The 17,267-nt window shown below is 72.8% G+C and carries 18 protein-coding genes and 1 pseudogene; 15 read left to right on the top strand and 4 right to left on the bottom strand.

Annotated features, from left to right (window positions below):
- Window positions 1–25: 25 nt before the first annotated feature.
- From ABTX62_RS11145 to ABTX62_RS11115, 7 genes and pseudogenes are all read left to right on the top strand, one after another.
- Window positions 26–289 (top strand): SCO2583/SCO2584 N-terminal domain-containing protein, encoded by a 264-nt coding sequence (locus ABTX62_RS11145; RefSeq protein ID WP_352115897.1) that lies wholly within the window; start codon window positions 26–28, stop codon window positions 287–289.
- 89 nt (window positions 290–378) lie between these two features.
- Window positions 379–1,695 carry an amino acid adenylation domain-containing protein gene (locus tag ABTX62_RS11140; RefSeq protein ID WP_352115896.1) on the top strand — a complete coding sequence of 439 codons (1,317 nt, stop codon included), beginning with the start codon at window positions 379–381 and terminating at the stop codon, window positions 1,693–1,695.
- Between the two features lie 175 nt (window positions 1,696–1,870).
- Entirely contained in the window at window positions 1,871–2,242 is a 372-nt protein-coding gene (locus ABTX62_RS11135) for a cupin domain-containing protein (RefSeq protein ID WP_283969561.1), read from the top strand.
- A 98-nt stretch (window positions 2,243–2,340) separates the two neighbouring features.
- The gene (htpX, locus tag ABTX62_RS11130; protein WP_352115895.1) at window positions 2,341–3,255 is read left to right on the top strand and encodes a zinc metalloprotease HtpX; all 915 of its coding nucleotides are present in this window, start codon (window positions 2,341–2,343) and stop codon (window positions 3,253–3,255) included.
- Window positions 3,256–3,262: 7 nt separating this feature from the next.
- The gene (gene pspAB, locus ABTX62_RS11125) at window positions 3,263–3,847 is read left to right on the top strand and encodes a PspA-associated protein PspAB (RefSeq protein WP_352115894.1); all 585 of its coding nucleotides are present in this window, start codon (window positions 3,263–3,265) and stop codon (window positions 3,845–3,847) included.
- Window positions 3,848–3,887: 40 nt separating this feature from the next.
- Window positions 3,888–4,334 (top strand): alpha/beta hydrolase, encoded by a 447-nt coding sequence (locus ABTX62_RS11120; RefSeq protein ID WP_502997936.1) that lies wholly within the window; start codon window positions 3,888–3,890, stop codon window positions 4,332–4,334.
- Between the two features lie 212 nt (window positions 4,335–4,546).
- Window positions 4,547–4,759, top strand: a pseudogene (locus ABTX62_RS11115) (aldo/keto reductase); the annotation flags it as partial.
- 58 nt (window positions 4,760–4,817) lie between these two features.
- On the opposite strand, the gene ABTX62_RS11110 reads toward ABTX62_RS11115, so the two are convergent.
- Complete coding sequence (locus tag ABTX62_RS11110; RefSeq protein ID WP_352115893.1) at window positions 4,818–5,132, bottom strand: hypothetical protein; 315 nt, start codon at window positions 5,130–5,132, stop codon at window positions 4,818–4,820.
- A gap of 229 nt (window positions 5,133–5,361) precedes the next feature.
- On the opposite strand from ABTX62_RS11110, the gene ABTX62_RS11105 reads away from it, so the two are divergent.
- The 5 genes from ABTX62_RS11105 to ABTX62_RS11085 all read left to right on the top strand — a co-directional run bounded on the left by ABTX62_RS11105 (window position 5,362) and on the right by ABTX62_RS11085 (window position 11,037).
- Window positions 5,362–5,721: an arsenate reductase family protein gene (locus ABTX62_RS11105; protein ID WP_352115892.1), complete on the top strand. Its 360-nt coding sequence runs from the start codon at window positions 5,362–5,364 to the stop codon at window positions 5,719–5,721.
- 119 nt (window positions 5,722–5,840) lie between these two features.
- On the top strand, window positions 5,841–6,524 hold the full coding sequence (locus ABTX62_RS11100) for an SCO2207 family protein (protein ID WP_352115891.1): 684 nt from the start codon (window positions 5,841–5,843) through the stop codon (window positions 6,522–6,524).
- Between the two features lie 355 nt (window positions 6,525–6,879).
- Window positions 6,880–7,911 carry a glutamine synthetase gene (gene glnII, locus ABTX62_RS11095; RefSeq protein ID WP_352115890.1) on the top strand — a complete coding sequence of 344 codons (1,032 nt, stop codon included), beginning with the start codon at window positions 6,880–6,882 and terminating at the stop codon, window positions 7,909–7,911.
- Between the two features lie 166 nt (window positions 7,912–8,077).
- Entirely contained in the window at window positions 8,078–9,088 is a 1,011-nt protein-coding gene (locus ABTX62_RS11090; protein ID WP_352115889.1) for an NAD-dependent epimerase/dehydratase family protein, read from the top strand.
- Between the two features lie 407 nt (window positions 9,089–9,495).
- Complete coding sequence (locus ABTX62_RS11085) at window positions 9,496–11,037, top strand: DUF1996 domain-containing protein (protein WP_352115888.1); 1,542 nt, start codon at window positions 9,496–9,498, stop codon at window positions 11,035–11,037.
- 70 nt (window positions 11,038–11,107) lie between these two features.
- Here the strand turns inward: ABTX62_RS11085 and ABTX62_RS11080 are convergent, their stop codons facing one another.
- Window positions 11,108–11,563 (bottom strand): hypothetical protein, encoded by a 456-nt coding sequence (locus ABTX62_RS11080; protein WP_352115887.1) that lies wholly within the window; start codon window positions 11,561–11,563, stop codon window positions 11,108–11,110.
- Window positions 11,564–11,726: 163 nt separating this feature from the next.
- Here ABTX62_RS11080 and ABTX62_RS11075 point away from each other — a divergent pair, with 163 nt between their 5' ends.
- The 3 genes from ABTX62_RS11075 (at window position 11,727) to ABTX62_RS11065 (ending at window position 15,036) form a co-directional block, all read left to right on the top strand.
- Window positions 11,727–12,254, top strand: coding sequence for a tetratricopeptide repeat protein (locus tag ABTX62_RS11075; protein ID WP_352115886.1), 528 nt, complete (start codon window positions 11,727–11,729; stop codon window positions 12,252–12,254).
- 49 nt (window positions 12,255–12,303) lie between these two features.
- Entirely contained in the window at window positions 12,304–14,226 is a 1,923-nt protein-coding gene (locus ABTX62_RS11070; RefSeq protein WP_352115885.1) for a hypothetical protein, read from the top strand.
- Between the two features lie 93 nt (window positions 14,227–14,319).
- Window positions 14,320–15,036, top strand: coding sequence for a TetR/AcrR family transcriptional regulator (locus ABTX62_RS11065; RefSeq protein WP_352115884.1), 717 nt, complete (start codon window positions 14,320–14,322; stop codon window positions 15,034–15,036).
- 6 nt (window positions 15,037–15,042) lie between these two features.
- On the opposite strand, the gene ABTX62_RS11060 is transcribed toward ABTX62_RS11065, so the two are convergent.
- The gene (locus ABTX62_RS11060; RefSeq protein ID WP_352115883.1) at window positions 15,043–15,399 is read right to left on the bottom strand and encodes a 5-carboxymethyl-2-hydroxymuconate Delta-isomerase; all 357 of its coding nucleotides are present in this window, start codon (window positions 15,397–15,399) and stop codon (window positions 15,043–15,045) included.
- A 197-nt stretch (window positions 15,400–15,596) separates the two neighbouring features.
- Window positions 15,597–17,222, bottom strand: coding sequence for a SpoIIE family protein phosphatase (locus ABTX62_RS11055; RefSeq protein ID WP_352115882.1), 1,626 nt, complete (start codon window positions 17,220–17,222; stop codon window positions 15,597–15,599).
- Window positions 17,223–17,267 lie beyond the last annotated feature (45 nt).

The following is a 17,267-nucleotide window of genomic DNA, read 5'->3' as shown; positions in this document are numbered from 1 at the left end:
GGACCGGACGGGGGGTGGAGCAGGCATGTCCCAGCACGAACAGGACGACCAGGAGCGCGAGTTCGACCTCACATGGGCGGACCGGGCCGAGCACAAGGAGCCCTCCGCCAGGGCTCGTATGCTCGCCGCGCGCTGGAAGGAAAACCCGCCCGGACCCGTGCCGTTCCGCCCCGAACCGGAGAACGTCTCGTCCCGCCACCGCTCCCCCTGGCTCTCGACCGCCGTGGTGCTGGGCTGCGTGGCGGCGGTGATCCTGCTGCTGGGGTACCTCGATTTCAGGGCGCCGTAGCAGGGCGCGCCCGGCGCCACGTCGCGCGCCGGCCGCGGTCGCAGGCCCTACGATCCCCCGAAACAGCAGGTGGAGCGGGGGTGGCGGACATGAACGAGGACATCCGCGGCGGAGAAGCGGCCGCTGCGCGGCTGGCCCGGGGGACGCCTCTCGGCGAGGTGCTCGACGTCGCCGATCCGGCCGCCTGGACCGGGCTGGACGCGGGCGTGCGGGCGTGGGGCCGGTACGGGGGCGGGAATCTGCCGGACCGGGCATGGGTGGAAGGGCTGGACGGGGCGACCGCGTCGCCCTGGCGGCCGGGAGACGTGCGCCGGCTGTTCCGGTCGTCCCGGTGGTGTCCGCAGCCCGTCTCCGCGGGCTCGGTCGAGGCCCGGCTCGCCGTGGCGCTCTGCCACCCGGACGGCCGGACCCGTGAAGCGGCGCTCGCCCGGATCGCGGACCGCCCCGCCCTGCTGCCGCTGATGGTCGTGCGCGCCGCGGACTGGGCCGCGCCGGTGCGTGAGGGGGCCCGGGAACTGCTGCGGGCGGGCCTGGACGTACGCACCGGCGTCGCGCTCGCGCCCCTGATCCTGCGCGTCGGCCGCCGCGAGCGGGGAGCGTACGGCGTCGAACTGCTCGGCGCGATACTCCGCCGGGCACCGCACACGGCGCTCTCCTCCCTGCTCCTCCACCCGGAGCGCGCCGTACGACGATTCGCGTACCGGCTGGCCGCCGAGGAGTCACTGCTCTCCCCCGTCCGGCTCGCTCGTGCCGCCGCCCGGGACGACGACGTCGTCGTCCAGGACCTGTGCGCCGGGGCGGCCCTGGCCTCCGTGCGCGAGGACGGCTACTGCGACGACGTACTCGAACCGCTGCTCGCCGCCCGCAACCCGCGGGCCCGGTCCGCCGGGGTCACGGCCCTGCGGCGGGCCGGGCGACCCGGGCGGGCGCTGGAGTTCCTGGCCGACCGGTCGGCCCTGGTGCGGGCCTGTGCGCGGTACGTCGTACGGCAGCACGGGACGGATCCCCTGCCCTGGTACCGGCAGCGATGCGCGGCGGCAGACCCGGCGCTGCCGCCCGGCGCGGTCATCGGCCTGGCGGAGTGCGGGGAGCGGGGCGACGCCGGGTTGCTGCGGCCGTTGCTCACCCACGGCGTGCCGGCGGTACGGGCCCGGGCGGTGGCGGGCCTGCGGACACTGGACGTGACGGTCGTGGAGGACCTGCGGCCGCTTCTCGACGACCCCGCGCCGGGCGTCGTACGCGAGGTCACGGCCGCTCTCCTGCCGTCCGCGGCCCTGCTGCCCGAGGCGTGGCTGACGGAGCGCCTCGCGCCGGAGCGGCCCCGGCATGTGCGGATCGCCGCGCACCGGCTGGCACAGGCGCGGGGCCGGGTCGTGCGGCTCCCGGGCGGGCCCGGAGGTTGCTAGTGCCGCGGCAGGCAACGTTTGCCCGTCAAGAGCGGCGTCCGGTGCGTGCTCTCGGCGTGCCGGGTGCAAGCCCTCGTACTGGGTGTACTTGGGCTTGCGCCCGGTGCGGCGAGAGTGCGTGCCGGGCGTCGCGACGGGGCGAACGTTGCCTGCTGCGGCACTAGCGTCCGCCGGTGTGAGTGACAGCGTGTACGTGGGCAACGCCGGCAAGGATGCCGCGCTGGACCGGGGATGGCTCCTCGGGCATTTCAAGGACGTCGGGGATCCGCGGCACAGTGAGGCCGTGGAGATCAAGTGGGGGGTTCATCCTCGGGGGGACGAACGGGCGGAGTGGGTGCGTGGGGAGGCACGCACCGCGCTGCTGGTGCTCGTCAGCGGGCGTTTCCGCGTGGAGCTTCCCGGTCGCAGTGTGCTCCTGGAGCGGCAGGGCGACTACGTCGTGTGGGGGCGCGGCGTCGATCACTCGTGGGTCGCGGAGGAGGAGTCGGTCGTGCTGACGGTGCGGTGGCCGTCCGTGCCCGGGTACGCGGTGGCCCGGCACGGCTGACGGGTTTGCCGGTCCTGGGGCCGATCGCGACCCGTTCATGGGGAGGGCCGGGTGCACACTGGTGGTGGGACGAGTGCGTGAGCTGCGGGGTGATGCAGATGCACAGCCGCTTCCGGAGCGACCGGCGGTTGACCACCCGTATGGGGGTCACGCTGTTCCTGCTCGGACTGTTGTACGTGGGGTTCGTCGCCGCGTTGATCGTGCTGCTGAAGTCGTGGGTGCTGGTCGTGGTGATCGCGGTGGCGCTGCTCGGCGCGCAGTACTGGTTCTCGGACCGGATCGCGCTGTACGCCATGCGCGGGCGGGTCGTGGAGCGGGAGGAGTATCCCGAGCTGCACGCCGTGATCGACCGGCTGTGTGCCCTGGCCGACATGCCCAAGCCGATCGTCGCCGTGTCGGGTATGGACATGCCGAACGCGTTCGCGACCGGGCGGAACCCGGACCACGCGGTGGTGTGCGTGACGACCGGGCTGCTGCGTCGGCTGGAGCCGGCCGAGCTGGAGGGCGTGCTCGCGCACGAGTTGTCGCACGTGGCGCACAAGGACGTCGCGGTGATCACCGTCGCGTCGTTCCTCGGTGTGCTCGCGGGGCTGATCGTGCGGTTCGCCTTCTACTCGCAGCTGTTCGGCTCGGGCCGGAGGGACCAGAACACCGCTGCCGTCTTCGCCGCGGTGATGGGCGTGTCGGCGGCCGTGTACGCGATCAGCTTCCTGCTGATCCGGGCCCTGTCCCGGTACCGGGAACTGGCCGCGGACCGGGCGGCCGCCCAGCTCACCGGACGGCCCTCGGCGCTGGCCTCCGCGCTCACCAAGGTCTCCGGCGACATCGCCCGCATCCCCACCAAGGACCTGCGCACCGCCCAGGCCTTCAACGCCTTCTACTTCACGCCGGCGCTGGGCCGCGAGCCCGGCATCGCGCGGTACTTCTCGACCCACCCGAGCCTGGAGCAGCGGCTCGCAGAACTGGGCCGGATCTCCGTCGAACTCGGCGAGGCGGCACCCGGAGGAGCGTGAGCGGAGCATGGGGCTGCTGGACATCCTGCTCGGCCGGACGAAACCGGTCGTCGCGGATCTCGACCGGCTCTTCGCGCTGCCCTCGGCCGCCGTGACGCTGGAGGCCGCCGCGGGCTTCACACCGACCGGGCGGGGCGCGGTCTGCTTCGCCACGGTCGAGGGCGCGGCGTTCGAGGAGTCCCACCGCGAGGTGCGGGCCCTGCTGGACGCCGACGCCGACCGGGACGGCTCGCCGGTGGAACTGAAGCAGGACGACTACGGCTACTCCTGGCTGGTCTCGCGCCGCGCCCCGGACCGGCTCTCCGCGCTGGTGAACGATCTGCACGCCGTGAACAGCCAGCTGGAGGCCAACGGGTTCGGCCCGCAGCTGCTGTGCTCCCTCGCCGGGTTCGAGAACCTCTCCGGCCGGCGGCTCGCGCTGGTCTACCTCTACAAGCGCGGTACGTTCTACCCGTTCGCGCCTCTGCCGGACGGGACTCAGCGGCGCGACAACGCACTCGAACTCCAGGTGCGGTCCGCGCTCGCCGGCGATCTGCGCATCGAGCAGGATCTGAGCCGCTGGTTCCCGGTGTGGGGAGCTCCCGGACTGTGAACGCCCCTCGCGGGCCGTGGCCGCGTGAGTGAATGGCCGTATGAGTGAGCTGGTCCCTTTCACCCACACCATCGGCGGCGAACGACTCAGCGGTCTGTCCACCGGTGCCGGTGAGCGTGCCCGGGCCACGGCCGTCCTGCTGCACGGCGCCGGCCGCGGCGGCAAGGAGCGGCTGGTGCCGCTGCTGACGGAGTTCGCCGCACACGGCTGCCATGCTCTCGCCTTCGACTTCTCGGGGCACGGGGAGAGCACCGGCCTGCTGCGGGAGCTGAGCCTGCGCCGCCGCTTCGAGCAGGCCGTTTCCGTCATCGACGCGCACGTGCGCGGGGACGGGCCGCTGATCCTGGTCGGGTTCAGCATGAGCGGCCAGACGGTGGCCGATCTCGTCCGGCACTACGGGACTGGCGGCTGCTCGACGCCCTGGCCTACGTCCCCGACGCGCCGAAGCTGGCGCGCCCCTGGCGGGAACTGGGCCGGACCGATCTGACGCCGGAGGTGCTGGGCGCGCGGCTGGTGGCGTATGTGGCGGGGCTGCTGGAGCGATACGCCTGAGGGGCGCGACGGGGTGCCGGCCGGTGGCGTCCGCGCTGATGCAGTGGGATCCGGGCGTGAGGAGTGGAGGCCGTCATGGGTGGGCAGCGGTACATCGGCGTGGCGGAGCGGCGGGCCCGGCTCGCGCCGCGCCGCCGGACGGGGCGTCGCCCCTCATCCGTCCTGATCGGCGCCCGGGACGAGCGGCAGCTGCGCCAGAACCTCGGCGCCGTCGGCTGGAGCCTCACCCCCGAGCAGGTGGCGAAGCTCGACGCGGTGAGTCACCGCCCGGCACCCTACCCCTGCTTCCCCTACGAGCGGCAGGAGGGCTTCGCCCGCCTGAACCCGCCGGTGTTCGCGGCACCCGGCCGGGCGGCGTGAGCGAGCGCCGGGCACCCCGCCGTCCGGGGCATCCGGCGCTCGCACCGGAACGGACGGGTCAGCGGGAGTAGCGCATGAACGCCCGCACCATGTGGCACGTCGTGGCCGACGGCGGGTGGACGCCGATCAGTTCCGCCGTGTCGCGGATCGTCTCGTCACGGGCCTGGTTCGGCAGGTAGACGCCCGAGTCGAGCAGGGCGATGGCGAGGCGCATCGCCTTCAGGCGGCGGTTGTGCGACACGTACCACTCGCGGGGCCGGCCCGGCGGCAGCGGCCGCTTCTCCACGGGCACGTAGGGCAGGTCGAGCAGGACGGGGCGCTTCGCGGTGGACTGGGTGGGCGACGGCTTCGGCTTCAGGGCGGCAGCGGGCACAGGCATCCTCCTGTCGCGGTCGGGCGGCTCACCGAAGACGTCGGCATCCCCGGCGCCACCCTCGAACACTGCTTACAGTCTACCGCCCGGCACTGACAACAGGCAGTCCGCAGTAACCGACAAATGCCCAGGTGAGAGTGGGAATTGGCGACACGTCACGGCTGAATCGCGAGGTACGGGAGGGGCTCCAGGAAATCGAACAAGAGCGGTCGGCGCGTACCGTGTGCACATGGAGATCTGGATCAATCCCGCGTGTTCGAAGTGCCGCAGCGCACTGACGCTGCTCGACGCCGAGGGCGCCGACTACACCGTCCGCCGCTACCTGGAGGACGTGCCGAGCGAGGACGAGATCCGCGGCGTGCTGGAGCGCCTCGGGCTCGAACCCTGGGACATTACCCGCACCCAGGAGGCGGACGCCAAGGAACTCGGGCTCAAGGAGTGGCCGCGGGACGCCGGTTCGCGCGACCGCTGGATCACGGCGCTCGCCGAGCACCCGAAGCTGATCCAGCGCCCGATCATCACCGCGGACGACGGCACGGCCGTGGTCGGCCGGAGCGACGAGGCCGTGCGGGACGCCCTGTCGCGCTGACCGGCCACCAGGCCCGGTGTGGCGCAGGTCACTTGAGCGACTCCTGCAACCCCTGAGCAACCCCGTTCGGTATCTCGTACATAGCGGCGTACGCTCCCCTACCTCTTCAGGAGGCGCGCATGTCGCGCAGGAGAACTCTCGGCACGAAGAAGAAGATCGCGCTGCTGGTGAGCGCGGCGACGGTGGCGGGAGGCGGGGCCTTCGTCATGGCGAGCACGTCGAACGCCGCGCCGACCCCCAAGTCGGCGTCGGAGTCGACGGTCTGCCTCGGCCTCGCCACCGCCCTCGGCAACAACCAGAAGTTCATCGCGGACCAGCGGGCCAAGCCCGACGCGCAGTCCGAGGCGCGGATCGCCAACCGCGAGGCGGTCGTCGCGGAGATCAAGCGGAAGCAGGAGGCGTCGGGGTGCGCCGTCGGGGAATCGGCTCAGGACTCCCAGACCGCACAGCCGTCGCAGCCCGCGCAGCCGGCACAGCCCCCCGCGGCGTCGGCCCAGCCGTCGCAGCCCGCCGCCTCCGCCCCCGCGGCAGACCCCGGCGGTGCCGCGGCCTCCGGGCAGCAGGTGTGCAACGGCTCGACCGTCACGCTCTCCGGTGAGGGCGGCGCGCCCGCCGCGTCCAGCAACCAGTTCCCGGCCGGCACGAAGCTGAAGGTCACCAACCTGGACAACAACAAGTCCACGACGGTGGAGGTCACTTCGGTCTCCGGCAGCTGTGCGCTGCTCAACGACGCGGCTTTCGAACAGGTCCGTGAGCCCGGCAAGTTCCTGATCCGCCGGGCCCTGATCGAGAAGGTGGGGTGAGGCCGTACGACCGACTGAACCGATGAGGCGGCGGCCACCCCCTCGGCCGCCCTCCTCGTACGTGTCACCGGTCCTGCCGCCCCCGGCCAGGGGTGGCGGGACCGGCGCGTCCGGGCCGCGCGGCGCGGGTCCCCGGCTCGACGGAGGGGAGCCGGGGACCCGCGCCGTCACGGCACAGCGCCCTCCCGGCGTGAGGTGCGGCACAGCGAGACCAGGTAACACGGGGTTCACATCCGAGCAATGGCCGGGAAATCGCCTGTTGCCAGGCTGCCGGGCAGCAGACGCGGCGCATCGGTGCCGCAGCGCCGCAGCACCCGCGATACGCGCCCAGACACACCCCCGAAGGATGTGGCCCGTGACCTTCAAGGCTGAGTACATCTGGATCGACGGCACCGAGCCGACGGCCAAACTGCGTTCCAAGACCAAGATCATCGCGGGTTCCCCCGCCGGTCTCGACGCGCTGCCGATCTGGGGCTTCGACGGGTCCTCCACCAACCAGGCCGAGGGCCACGCCTCGGACTGCGTGCTGAAGCCGGTCTTCACCTGCCCGGACCCGATCCGCGGCGGCGACGACGTACTCGTCCTGTGCGAGGTGCTGAACATCGACCTCACCCCGCACCCCACCAACACCCGTGCCGCGCTGGCCGAGGTGGCGGAGAGGTTCGCGGCCCAGGAGCCGATCTTCGGCATCGAGCAGGAGTACACGTTCTTCAAGGACGGCTACCCGCTCGGCTTCCCCAAGGGCGGCTTCCCGGCCCCCCAGGGCGGCTACTACTGCGGTGTCGGCGCGGACGAGATCTTCGGCCGTGACGTCGTCGAGGCCCACCTCGACAACTGCCTGAAGGCGGGCCTCGGCCTGTCCGGCATCAACGCCGAGGTGATGCCCGGCCAGTGGGAGTTCCAGGTCGGCCCGCTGTCCCCGCTGGAGGTCTCCGACCAGCTGTGGGTGGCCCGCTGGCTGCTCTACCGCACCGCCGAGGACTTCGACGTCGCCGCCACCCTCGACCCCAAGCCGGTCAAGGGCGACTGGAACGGCGCCGGTGCGCACACCAACTTCTCCACCAAGGCGATGCGCGAGGGCTACGACGCGATCATCACCGCGTGCGAGTCGCTCGGCGAGGGCTCCAAGCCCCTCGACCACGTCAAGAACTACGGCGCCGGCATCGACGACCGCCTGACCGGTCTGCACGAGACCGCCCCGTGGAACGAGTACTCCTACGGTGTCTCCAACCGCGGCGCCTCGGTCCGCATCCCGTGGCAGGTCGAGAAGGACGGCAAGGGCTACATCGAGGACCGCCGCCCGAACGCCAACGTCGACCCGTACGTGGTGACGCGTCTGATCGTCGACACCTGCTGCTCCGCGCTGGAGAAGGCCGGCCAGGTCTGACCTCCGCACAGCACGGCTCCCGAGGGGGCGCCCACCGTTCACGGTGGGCGCCCCCTCGCGTGGTCGGTGGGGCGTGCCGGGCTGGGGGCGTGGGGATGCCCCCACCGCGTCTGCCGACAGCAGATCCCCGTTCCGTCCCCCCGCCCCACGGGGCAGAGTCACCGGCATGAGGCTTTTGATGCTGGGCGGTACGGAGTTCGTGGGGCGGGCCGTCGTGGAGGCGGCGCCGGCGCGGGGTTGGGAGGTGACCGTATTCCACCGGGGGCGGCACGAAGCACCGCCGGGCGTGCGGTCGCTGCTGGGCGACCGCACCGTTCCCGGCGGTCTGGCCGCCCTCGCCGACGACCCGGGTGAGTGGGACCTCGTCGTCGACACCTGGTCGGCGGCGCCCCGCGCGGTGCGGGACGCGGCGCGGCTGCTGCGGGGCCGCGCCGGCCGCTACGTGTACGTGTCGAGCTGCTCGGTGTACGCGTGGGCGCCGCCCGCCGGATACGACGAGGACGCGCCCCTGGTGGAGGGCGCGTCGGCCGACGCGGAGCAGACCGCCTACCCGCAGGACAAGCGGGGCGGCGAGCTCGCCGTGCTGGACGCCTTCGGCGCGGACCGGTCGGTGCTCGTGCGGTCCGGGCTGATCCTCGGCCCGTACGAGAACATCGGCCGGCTGCCCTGGTGGCTGGGCCGGACGGCGCGCGGCGGCCCCGTACTGGCGCCGGGCCCGCGCGACCTGCCGCTGCAGTACGTGGACGTCCGCGACCTGGCCGGGTGGATCCTGCACGCGGCCGAACGGGAGCTGAGCGGGCCGTACAACCTGGTCGCTCCGCAGGGGCACGCCACCATGGGCACGCTGCTCGACACCTGCGCGCGGGTCACCGGCGGCGCCGCCGAACTGCGCTGGACCGAGCCCCGGGTGATCCTGGAGGCGGGCATCGAGCCGTGGACCGAGCTGCCGGTGTGGGTGCCGCCGGGCAGTGACCTGCACGACGCCCTGCACCGGGCGGACGTCTCCCGGGCGGTCGGGGCCGGCCTGGTCTGCCGGCCCGTCGAGGAGACCGTGGCGGACACCTGGCACTGGCTCCGGGACCTCGGGGGCGTGGTGCCCCAGCGCCCGGACCGGCCTCGCCCGGGCCTGGACCCGCAGGTGGAGGCGAAGGTGCTGGCGTCCGGCGTCGGTGCCTGAACGCCCCATCCGGGGTGTACCCAGCACCCCAGCACCACCCCCCGGCCGGTGCCCGGCCCCGTGACCGCGCCCGCCCGCTCGGCGAGACCGCGCCATGACACGGACACGAAGAACGGCGACGGGCGGTGGAGGTCCCGGACGACGACAACCGCCGCGCGCCGGCGGTTGTCGCGCATCCCGACCACGCTCGACCACGGCCGGTGAAACCGGACCGGTCTCCTCACCCCCTGTGGGTGACCGGCAACTCCCGGTGCTCCGGAGGCTGTTGAGCACACGGAGTCCGCACGAATCTCGCATCAATTTCCGGGACCCCTGAACACCCGTGGGACGGCCTGCGTATGGAAGGGCGCCGCTTCACTCCTGTCGGGCGCCTCGATGCCCCCGAAAAAGGAAGTCAGAGGAGTTCCATGGGACGCAACACAAGAAAACGCCGTACGCCGCTGGCCACCAAGGCCGTTGCCGCATCGGCGGCCCTAGCGCTCGGTGGGGGCGGGCTGATCTGGGCGAACTTCTACGCCTCGGCGCACGAGGAGAACCCGGCGAACCAGACGAAGTCCGCGGGCGCGCAGATCGCCACGATCCAGTGCCCGGACGTAGGGCAGAAGCTGACCGATGTGCCGGACGGCGCTCGCCAGGGGGTGGACAAGGAGCTGGCGAACCTCGACAAGCAGATCACCGAGGCGTACTCCCGGCTCGCCTCCACGCGTCAGGCGCAGGCCGGTGACCCGGGCTTCGTCAACAACGCGATTCTCGGCCCGCTGAAGTCCAAGCGCGTCGCCGCCATCGACCGGATCGGGATCAACATCCGGCGGGTGGGTGGCAACGCCCCGGGCAACCTCGAACAGCTCGCCGAGTGCCAGGGCATGGGGGCCGAGCAGCCGCAGCCCAACGACGGCGACGGTGGTGGCCAGAACAACGGCGACCAGAACCAGGGCGGTCAGGACCAGAACCAGGGCGGCGACCAGAACCAGGGCGGCGGTCAGGACCAGGGCGGTGGCCAGGTCGGCGACAACGGCAACGGGGCCGCGGGCCCGGTGGCCGCCGACTTCGTGAACATCAACGACGTCCAGCCCAACTCCCGCGACCTGCCGAACGGTCTCGCCGCGAACGGGGACTCCGGTTCCACCGGCTCGTTCACCGCGAAGTGCGGTGTCAACGAGAACAACCTGTTCAACAGTGACAACCTGATCGTCGCCCCGGGTGTCGACAACGGCGCGCACCACACGCACGACTACGTCGGCAACCAGGACAACGACGCCTTCTCCAGCGACGAGGACCTGGCCAACGCCCAGACCTCGTGCCAGAACCAGGGCGACAAGTCCACCTACTACTGGCCCGTGCTGCGCCTCCAGGACGGCACCCAGGAGTTCGACGCGGGCGACCTGGGCGGTGGCGCCGAGGGCAACGTCGGCAAGATCCTCAAGGCCAGCCAGGCCGAGCTCAAGTTCGTCGGGAACAAGAAGAGCGACGTCGTCGCCATGCCCAAGTTCCTGCGCATCATCACCGGTGACGCCAAGGCCTTCACCAACGGTCTCAAGAACGCCAACACCTCGTTCAGCTGCACCGGCTTCGAGGACCGTCAGGTGACGGACAAGTACGTGATCTGCCCCGAGGGCAGCCAGGTGGTGCGGACGTCCAACTTCCAGAGCTGCTGGGACGGACAGAACATCGACAGCGCCAACCACCGTGACCACGTGGCGTTCGTCCAGGCCGACGGCAGCTGCCCGAACGGCTTCCAGGCCATCCCGCAGCTCCAGGCCCGCCTGGTGTACGACGTGCCGGCCCCGACCATCGAGAACGGTCAGGTGAAGGCCCCGTACGCGGTGGACGGCTTCCCGGAGCAGCTGCACAAGCCGATCACCGACCACAACGACTTCATCAACGTCATGGACGAGAACCTGATGAACCAGGTGGTGCAGTGCATCAACAGCGGCGAGGACTGCGAGTGACGGACCGCTAGAAAAGCCGGCGGTGGGATCTCCCACCGCCGGCTTTCGCACGTCCCCCGAAGCGACGCGGTCAGTTGTCGTCGTGCCCGGAGTGCGCCGGCTCGTCGCTCTTGCCGCCGCCGGGGGCGTGACTCGCGTGGTTGAGCCCCACCTCCACGGTGCCGCCCAGCGTGCCGCGCAGCGTCTGCAGCACATCCTCGTGGCCGACGGCCACCCACTTGCGGCCGACCAGGTAGAACCCGCCGTAGTCCTTGGCCGTGTTGATCCACTCGCGCTGCCCCCGGTCCGTGGCGAAGGTGGCGAGGACGTACTTCTCCTTGCCCTTCTTGCACAGCGCCTGGCGGATGGTGTCCGCGTCGGTCTGCATGTTCGGCTCGCAGTCGGCCTCAGCCGCGATGTGCTCCAGGCTGCCGGTCACCGCCTCGGGAACGGCAGCCTCGTCCTTGTCGCCGGATCCGCCGCAGCCGGTCAGCGCCAGCATCGCCACCGCGCCGCTCAGCGCCAGCATCGGTCGGGTCACCCTCATCTGTTCCTCCGGTCCTTGTCCGGCACGGTCCCTGTCACGGCACGTTCCGGACGCATGCCGCACGGAGCCCCGGCACGAGGCTCTCGCCCTCGATACGGCTGCGGCGCCCGCCGTGCTCAAAATCCCGCTGCCCCGGTGTGCACGCGTGTGCGAGGGTGTCCGGGTGGATCAGGACTGGGAAGACCGTGTGGCCGCCCTCTGGGACCGTTTCGACGACTACGCCGAGACGGAGGAGGACGAGGCCCGCTTCCGCTCCGACGTCGACGCCCTCGTCGCCGAGCTGCCGGAGGGCAGCCCGCACGGCCCCTTCGAGCAGGCCTGCGCCTGGGACTCCACCGGCCGCTCCGACAAGGCGGTCCCTCTGTACCGGGAGGCGCTGGGGCTCGGCCTGGCCGACGTGAGCCCCTACAAGGCCCGCCGGGCGAAGATCCAGCTGGCCAGCTCGCTGCGGAACGTCGGCCGGGCCGAGGAGGGCGTGGCCCTGCTGACGCCCGAGCTGGTCGCGCCGTCCGACGAGCTGGACGACGCCGTACGCGCCTTCCTTGCCCTGTGCCTGTCGAGCCTCGGCCGCGACCGGGAGGCCCTGGCGCTGGCCCTGGGCGCCCTGGCCCCGCATCTGCCGGCCTACCAGCGGTCGACGGCGCATTACGCCCGACTGCTCGTGGAGCCCGGGGAGCACCCGGGGGCGTGACGCTCCTGCGGCCAGGTGACCATCCAACGATTCGCTCGTTCTGCTGAACGTGCAGTCACAGGATGTCGCCCAGCCCCCCGCACCCCCCGCACCCGCCGGCCCGGTCGTCGACGTCGAGCAGGCCGAGGCCGCGCTCGTCGAGCACTACCCGCGGCTCGTCCGGCTGGCCTATCTGGCGCTGCCGCCGGGGCCGGGCCGCAGCCGCCGCGTCCTGACCGCGCACGCCCTCACCCAGCGGGCGCTCCCCCGCACCCGCACACCGGCCCCGGTGATCCCGGCCCAGTCCACCGGGCGGGACGGTGACCCGGGCTACGCCCTGATCCGGCTGCAGGTGCTGCGCACGGCACTGGAGGCGGGGGTCCCGCTGAAGGCGAAGGCGTGGCCCAAGAGGTCCCGGCTGCCGCCGCTGCTGCCGCACGTATGGGGCCTGAAACTGTTCCCGCGCTCCGGCGGCGCGGACGAACTCGCCCTGGACCAGCGGCTGTCCACCCTGTCGGGCCCGGCCCGGGCCGCGTACGCGCTGCGCGGTCTGGAGCGGCTCACCGACGACGGGGTCTGCGAGGTCCTCGCCGCCGCGGGCGTCGCCGACCCGGAGGGCGCGGTGCTGGAGGCCGACGGGATTCCCGCCCAGTACGGGCTGCTCGACTCCCCCGAGTTCGACCCCTGCTCGCTCCAGGCCCGGCCCACCGACCTGATGCGCCGCCGTCAGCATCTGCGGGCCGCGCTGGCCGGCGGCGCCGCGCTGCTGGTGTGCGGGGCGCTGCTCGGTCTGCCCGGTGAGGGCTGGGGTCCCGAGGGCGCCGCGGCACCCCCGTACGCGCGCAACCCGGCCGCGCAGGCCGCCCTGGACCCGGCGAAGCTGACCCGGGTCCCGTCCGGCGTGTGGCGCAACTCGGCGCGCACCGACTTCTCCGTGTGGCCGGCCCGCGGCGACCGCACCGGCGACAAGGCCCTGCTGCGCCGCGCCCTGGCCGTGTGGGCCCGCCCCGGCGAGACGGTCCAGGTGTCGGTGACGCCCGGCACCCTCTCCGGCGGCCCGGCCGGACCGCCCCAGCTGCTGTACGCGGGGACGGTCGACGCGGCGCGCGTGGTGATCCTCTACGACGGTCTGCGCATCGCCCGCTACGCCGAGCCGAAGGAGGGCACCCAGGGCGCCGCCCTCGACTTCGCCCGGGTCGACGGGGCCGGCCGGGCGGAGGCGGGCGCGCTGGTCCTGGGCCGGTCCGACGGCAATGTCCGCTACCTGACGGCCCCTTGGGTGACGAAGGCGAGCGAGCGGGACCTGATGAAGCCGGGGTCCGGCGCGATGGACCTCACGCTCACCGACGGGGTGACCGCGTCGCTGGCCAGTCCGGCTCTGCGGTCCGGACCCTGCACCTCGTGGAATGTGCTGCAAGTGACCGACGGCCCCCGGACCCGGCTGCTGACCGACCTCGGCGAACTGGTTCCGGCGCGGCTCACCGTCGGACGGCCGGGCTCCCCCGGTGAGGTGTCCGGCGCCGCGGCGCTGCGCACCTGGCAGCCGTTCGCCTGCTCCCTGGGCACGGCGCGCTCGGCGGGCGTGCGGAGCGTCAACGCCTGGGCGTTCAACGAGCAGCCGCTGCCCGACGCGAGCGGTTCGGCGGCGTGGGTGTGCACCCGGGCCGAGACCTGGCGGGGCGGCGGGGCACGGGTGCTGGCGCAGTTCCACACGCCGGGCGGGGCGTACGGGGCGGTGGCGGCGAAGGCCGAGAACGCCCCGGCGTGCGGGGTCCGTGACCCGCATGTGCTGGCCGGGGTGCTGTGGAAGTCGAAGGGCGGCGACTGGTACCTGCTGGCCGCCGGCGGCCACGGGACCGCGTCGATCCGGGCGACGGGCGCAGTGGAGGGGGAGGCGCGGAGCAGTCTGCTGACCGTGCCGGCCGAGCAGGGAGCGCAGGCTCAGCTCAAGGGGACCCTGGAGGACGGGCGTTCGCTCAGCGGGCTGCGCTGACGGGCGCTTCCGGCGCTCACCCGGGGGCCTCGGGTGGAGCTCCGCGATCGATCCGGCCCGTTCGAGGCCGGAATCAATCGGTAAGGTGTTCGTATGACGATCGGGGTTCGCCGCAGAATGGGAGTCGAGGAGCGGCGGCAGCAGTTGATCGGCGTCGCCCTCGAACTGTTCAGCCGCCGCTCGCCCGACGAGGTCTCCATCGACGAGATAGCGTCGGCCGCGGGCATTTCCCGCCCGCTGGTCTACCACTACTTTCCCGGCAAACTCAGCCTGTACGAGGCGGCGTTGCAGCGGGCCTCGGACGATCTGGCGGCCCGCTTCGTGGAGCCGCACGAGGGTCCGCTCGGGGCGCGGCTGCTGCGGGTGATGCGCCGCTACTTCGACTTCGTGGACGAGCACGGGCCCGGTTTCTCCGCGCTGATGCGCGGCGGCCCGGCGGTCTCCGCAGGCGGAGCCTGCTCCATGAGCACCATCTCGACGACCACCGCGCTCGTCGACTCCGTGCGGCAGGCCGCGTATGTCCAGATCCTTTCGCACCTGGGTGTGACCGATCCGCCCGCGCGCCTCGAACTGGTCGTGCGGTCCTGGATCTCGCTCGCCGAGTCGACGGCGCTGATCTGGCTGGACGGCCGGCGCATCCCGCGCGAGGAGCTGGAGCCGCAGCTCGTCAATGACTTCGCCGCCCTCGCCGCCGTCAGCGCCGCCTACGACGAGGAGATGGCCGAGCTGCTGCGCGCCATCATGAAGGACGAGCCGGCCGACGGGCCGTTCGCGCACCTGGCCGGCCGGCTCGTCGCACTGGCGAGCTGAGCCGTCTCAGCTCTCGAACTTCGCGTACGAGGGGTCCAGGTCACGAACCTCGGCGGAGGTGTGCAGCGCGTGCCCCTCGGGCTGCTTCAGATACGTCCGCAGCAGGTCCAGTGCGGCCTGGGTGAGCCGGGCCTTCGTCTCCTCGGTGCGTCCGGCGAGCAGCGCGATGTGGATGTGCACATGGGCGTGCCCCTCGGCTTCGGGGCCGACGACGATGTCCTCGGTCGGGCGGAACCGGCTCTTGCAGGCCGGTGGCTTGGCGGCCGCGATCTCGACCGTCGCCTCGTGCAGCGCTTGGGCGAATCCGCGCCGGTCGAAGCCGTCCGCGAGGTCGGCGGAATAGTCGACGGTGATCTGCGGCATCAGTACTCCTGTTCTGGGCCAGTGGGCTCACCTTAGGGGTCCTTTCACTATGCCCGTCCGGGTCGCGCGGCCTGGCACCGCACCTCGCCGCGTTGCCGAAACGCCCAGGTAGCTCCGCTACATGGGCGCTCCGGCGCCTTGCGATGCACGGCACCAGACCACGCGACCTGATCGGACGCTCATAGTGAAAGGACCCCTTAGACAGGCCCCAACCGCAGGGCCAGCATCGCGATGTCGTCCTCGCGGTCGCGGCCGAAGCAGCCCAGCAGCACGTCGCACAGGGGGTCCAGGCCGGCCGGGGCGTCGGCGGCGGCCGTGCGGAGCTGGTCCATGGAGGTCGTGAGGGGGACGCCGCGGGTCTCGATGAGGCCGTCGGTGACCATGAGCAGGCGGTCGGTGCGGTGCAGACGGCACTCGGTCGCCGGGGGCCGCTCCAGCCCCAGCCCGAGCAGCGGACCGCAGGCGTCGGCGTACCGGGCGACGCCCCCGTCGCGCAGGATCAGGGGCGGGATGTGGCCGGCGTTGGCGATCCGGACCCGTCCGCTGCCCGGGTCGACCAGGGCCAGGCACACCGTGGCCGTGACATCGGGGTGGTACCGCTGGAGCATCCGGTCGAGGCGGGCGGCCAGTACGACCGGGTCGCTCTCATCGACGCAGTAGGCGCGCAGGGCGTGACGGATCTCGACCATGACGGTGGCCGCGTCCAGCGAGTGCCCGACGACGTCCCCGACCGCGGTGAGCACCCCGTCGCGGGTGCGCAGGGCGGCGTAGAAGTCGCCGCCGATCTCGGTCTGCTCGGAGGCGGGCACGTAGCGGACGACGATGTCGACGCCCGGCAGGTGCGGCAGCTTGTGCGGCCGGGGCAGGAAGCTGTGCTGGAGGGTGAGGGCGACGTGCCGCTCCACCCGGTACATCAGCAGCGGTTCGGCGGCGAGCGCGGTGGCCTGGGCGAGGCGGGCGCGCAGCCCGTCGTCCGCGGGGTCGCTGATCACCTTTCGCCGCACGGGCGTGGCGAGGCACACCGTGGTCCCGCCGTTCTGGGCGCTCGCCACGGTCAGGCGGGCGTCCTCCTCGACGCCCGGCCGGAAGATCCCGGCCGGCCACAGCGGCGCGGGGACGACACTGGTGTGCACGCCGGAGCGGCCCTCCGCGAGCCGGGTGACCAGCCGTGCCGCCGCCTGGTGTGCGTCGCCGCCGGCCGCCGCGGGGCGGCCCCGGGCGGTGCCGCGGTGGGACTCGCCGTCCGGGTCGATGACGTACACCACGGCGGGCGAGCCGGTGAGGGCCGCGGTGCCGTCGGCGGCGGCGGTGGCGAGTTCCCGCGGACAGCGGGCCGCCTGCACGGCGATGATGGCCTCGGCCAGCAGCGTCAGCCGGTGGACTGCGGTCTCGGCGCCCGTGCCGCGGCGGGCTCCGCGTACGGCGGCCCGGACGACGGCCTGGATCTCCAGCGGCTCGGCCGGCACGGTCAGATACGCGTCACCGCCGGCGTCGAGTCCCCGGCACCGGTCGCCGGGCGCGGTCGCCGCGGCGGAGAAGTGGACGACGGGCAGTGCGGCCATGGGCGGTCGGGCCCGGACCCGGCGGCACAGTTCGAAGCCGCTCATGTCGGGCAGGCCCACGTCGACGAGGGCCACGTCGGGCAGGGTGCCCTCGCGCAGCCGTGCGTCGAGTTCGACGAGCGCCTCGTCGCCGCTGGCGACGGGCACCACCCGGTGGCCGGCCCGTTGCAGCACCGCGCCCATGGCGTACCGGCTGGCCGCGACGTCGTCGACGACCAGCACGGTGGTGCCGGGGCTGTGCTGCCTGCCGCTGGCGTTCATGTCGGCGGCCCCTCGGGGCGTGTGGGTGGGGCGGACCGTGGGTCA

Origin of the sequence: Streptomyces sp. NPDC096046 (assembly GCF_040303285.1) — a bacterium.
In the GTDB taxonomy this organism is placed as follows: Bacteria; Actinomycetota; Actinomycetes; order Streptomycetales; family Streptomycetaceae; genus Streptomyces.
The sequence above is the reverse complement of the archived record's forward strand: the minus strand, read 5'-3'. Positions and strand labels throughout refer to the sequence as shown.

What these genes read in the sequence shown, in the direction of transcription:
- ABTX62_RS11145 (WP_352115897.1), top strand. Translation starts at nt 26, where the DNA reads ATGTCCCAGCACGAACAGGACGACCAGGAGCGCGAGTTCGACCTCACA.
- ABTX62_RS11140 (WP_352115896.1), top strand. Translation starts at nt 379, where the DNA reads ATGAACGAGGACATCCGCGGCGGAGAAGCGGCCGCTGCGCGGCTGGCC.
- htpX (WP_352115895.1), top strand. Translation starts at nt 2,341, where the DNA reads ATGCACAGCCGCTTCCGGAGCGACCGGCGGTTGACCACCCGTATGGGG.
- pspAB (WP_352115894.1), top strand. Translation starts at nt 3,263, where the DNA reads ATGGGGCTGCTGGACATCCTGCTCGGCCGGACGAAACCGGTCGTCGCG.
- ABTX62_RS11120 (WP_502997936.1), top strand. Translation starts at nt 3,888, where the DNA reads ATGAGTGAGCTGGTCCCTTTCACCCACACCATCGGCGGCGAACGACTC.
- ABTX62_RS11105 (WP_352115892.1), top strand. Translation starts at nt 5,362, where the DNA reads ATGGAGATCTGGATCAATCCCGCGTGTTCGAAGTGCCGCAGCGCACTG.
- ABTX62_RS11100 (WP_352115891.1), top strand. Translation starts at nt 5,841, where the DNA reads ATGTCGCGCAGGAGAACTCTCGGCACGAAGAAGAAGATCGCGCTGCTG.
- ABTX62_RS11090 (WP_352115889.1), top strand. Translation starts at nt 8,078, where the DNA reads ATGAGGCTTTTGATGCTGGGCGGTACGGAGTTCGTGGGGCGGGCCGTC.
- ABTX62_RS11085 (WP_352115888.1), top strand. Translation starts at nt 9,496, where the DNA reads ATGGGACGCAACACAAGAAAACGCCGTACGCCGCTGGCCACCAAGGCC.
- ABTX62_RS11080 (WP_352115887.1), bottom strand. Translation starts at nt 11,563, where the DNA reads ATGAGGGTGACCCGACCGATGCTGGCGCTGAGCGGCGCGGTGGCGATG.
- ABTX62_RS11065 (WP_352115884.1), top strand. Translation starts at nt 14,320, where the DNA reads ATGACGATCGGGGTTCGCCGCAGAATGGGAGTCGAGGAGCGGCGGCAG.
- ABTX62_RS11060 (WP_352115883.1), bottom strand. Translation starts at nt 15,399, where the DNA reads ATGCCGCAGATCACCGTCGACTATTCCGCCGACCTCGCGGACGGCTTC.
- ABTX62_RS11055 (WP_352115882.1), bottom strand. Translation starts at nt 17,222, where the DNA reads ATGAACGCCAGCGGCAGGCAGCACAGCCCCGGCACCACCGTGCTGGTC.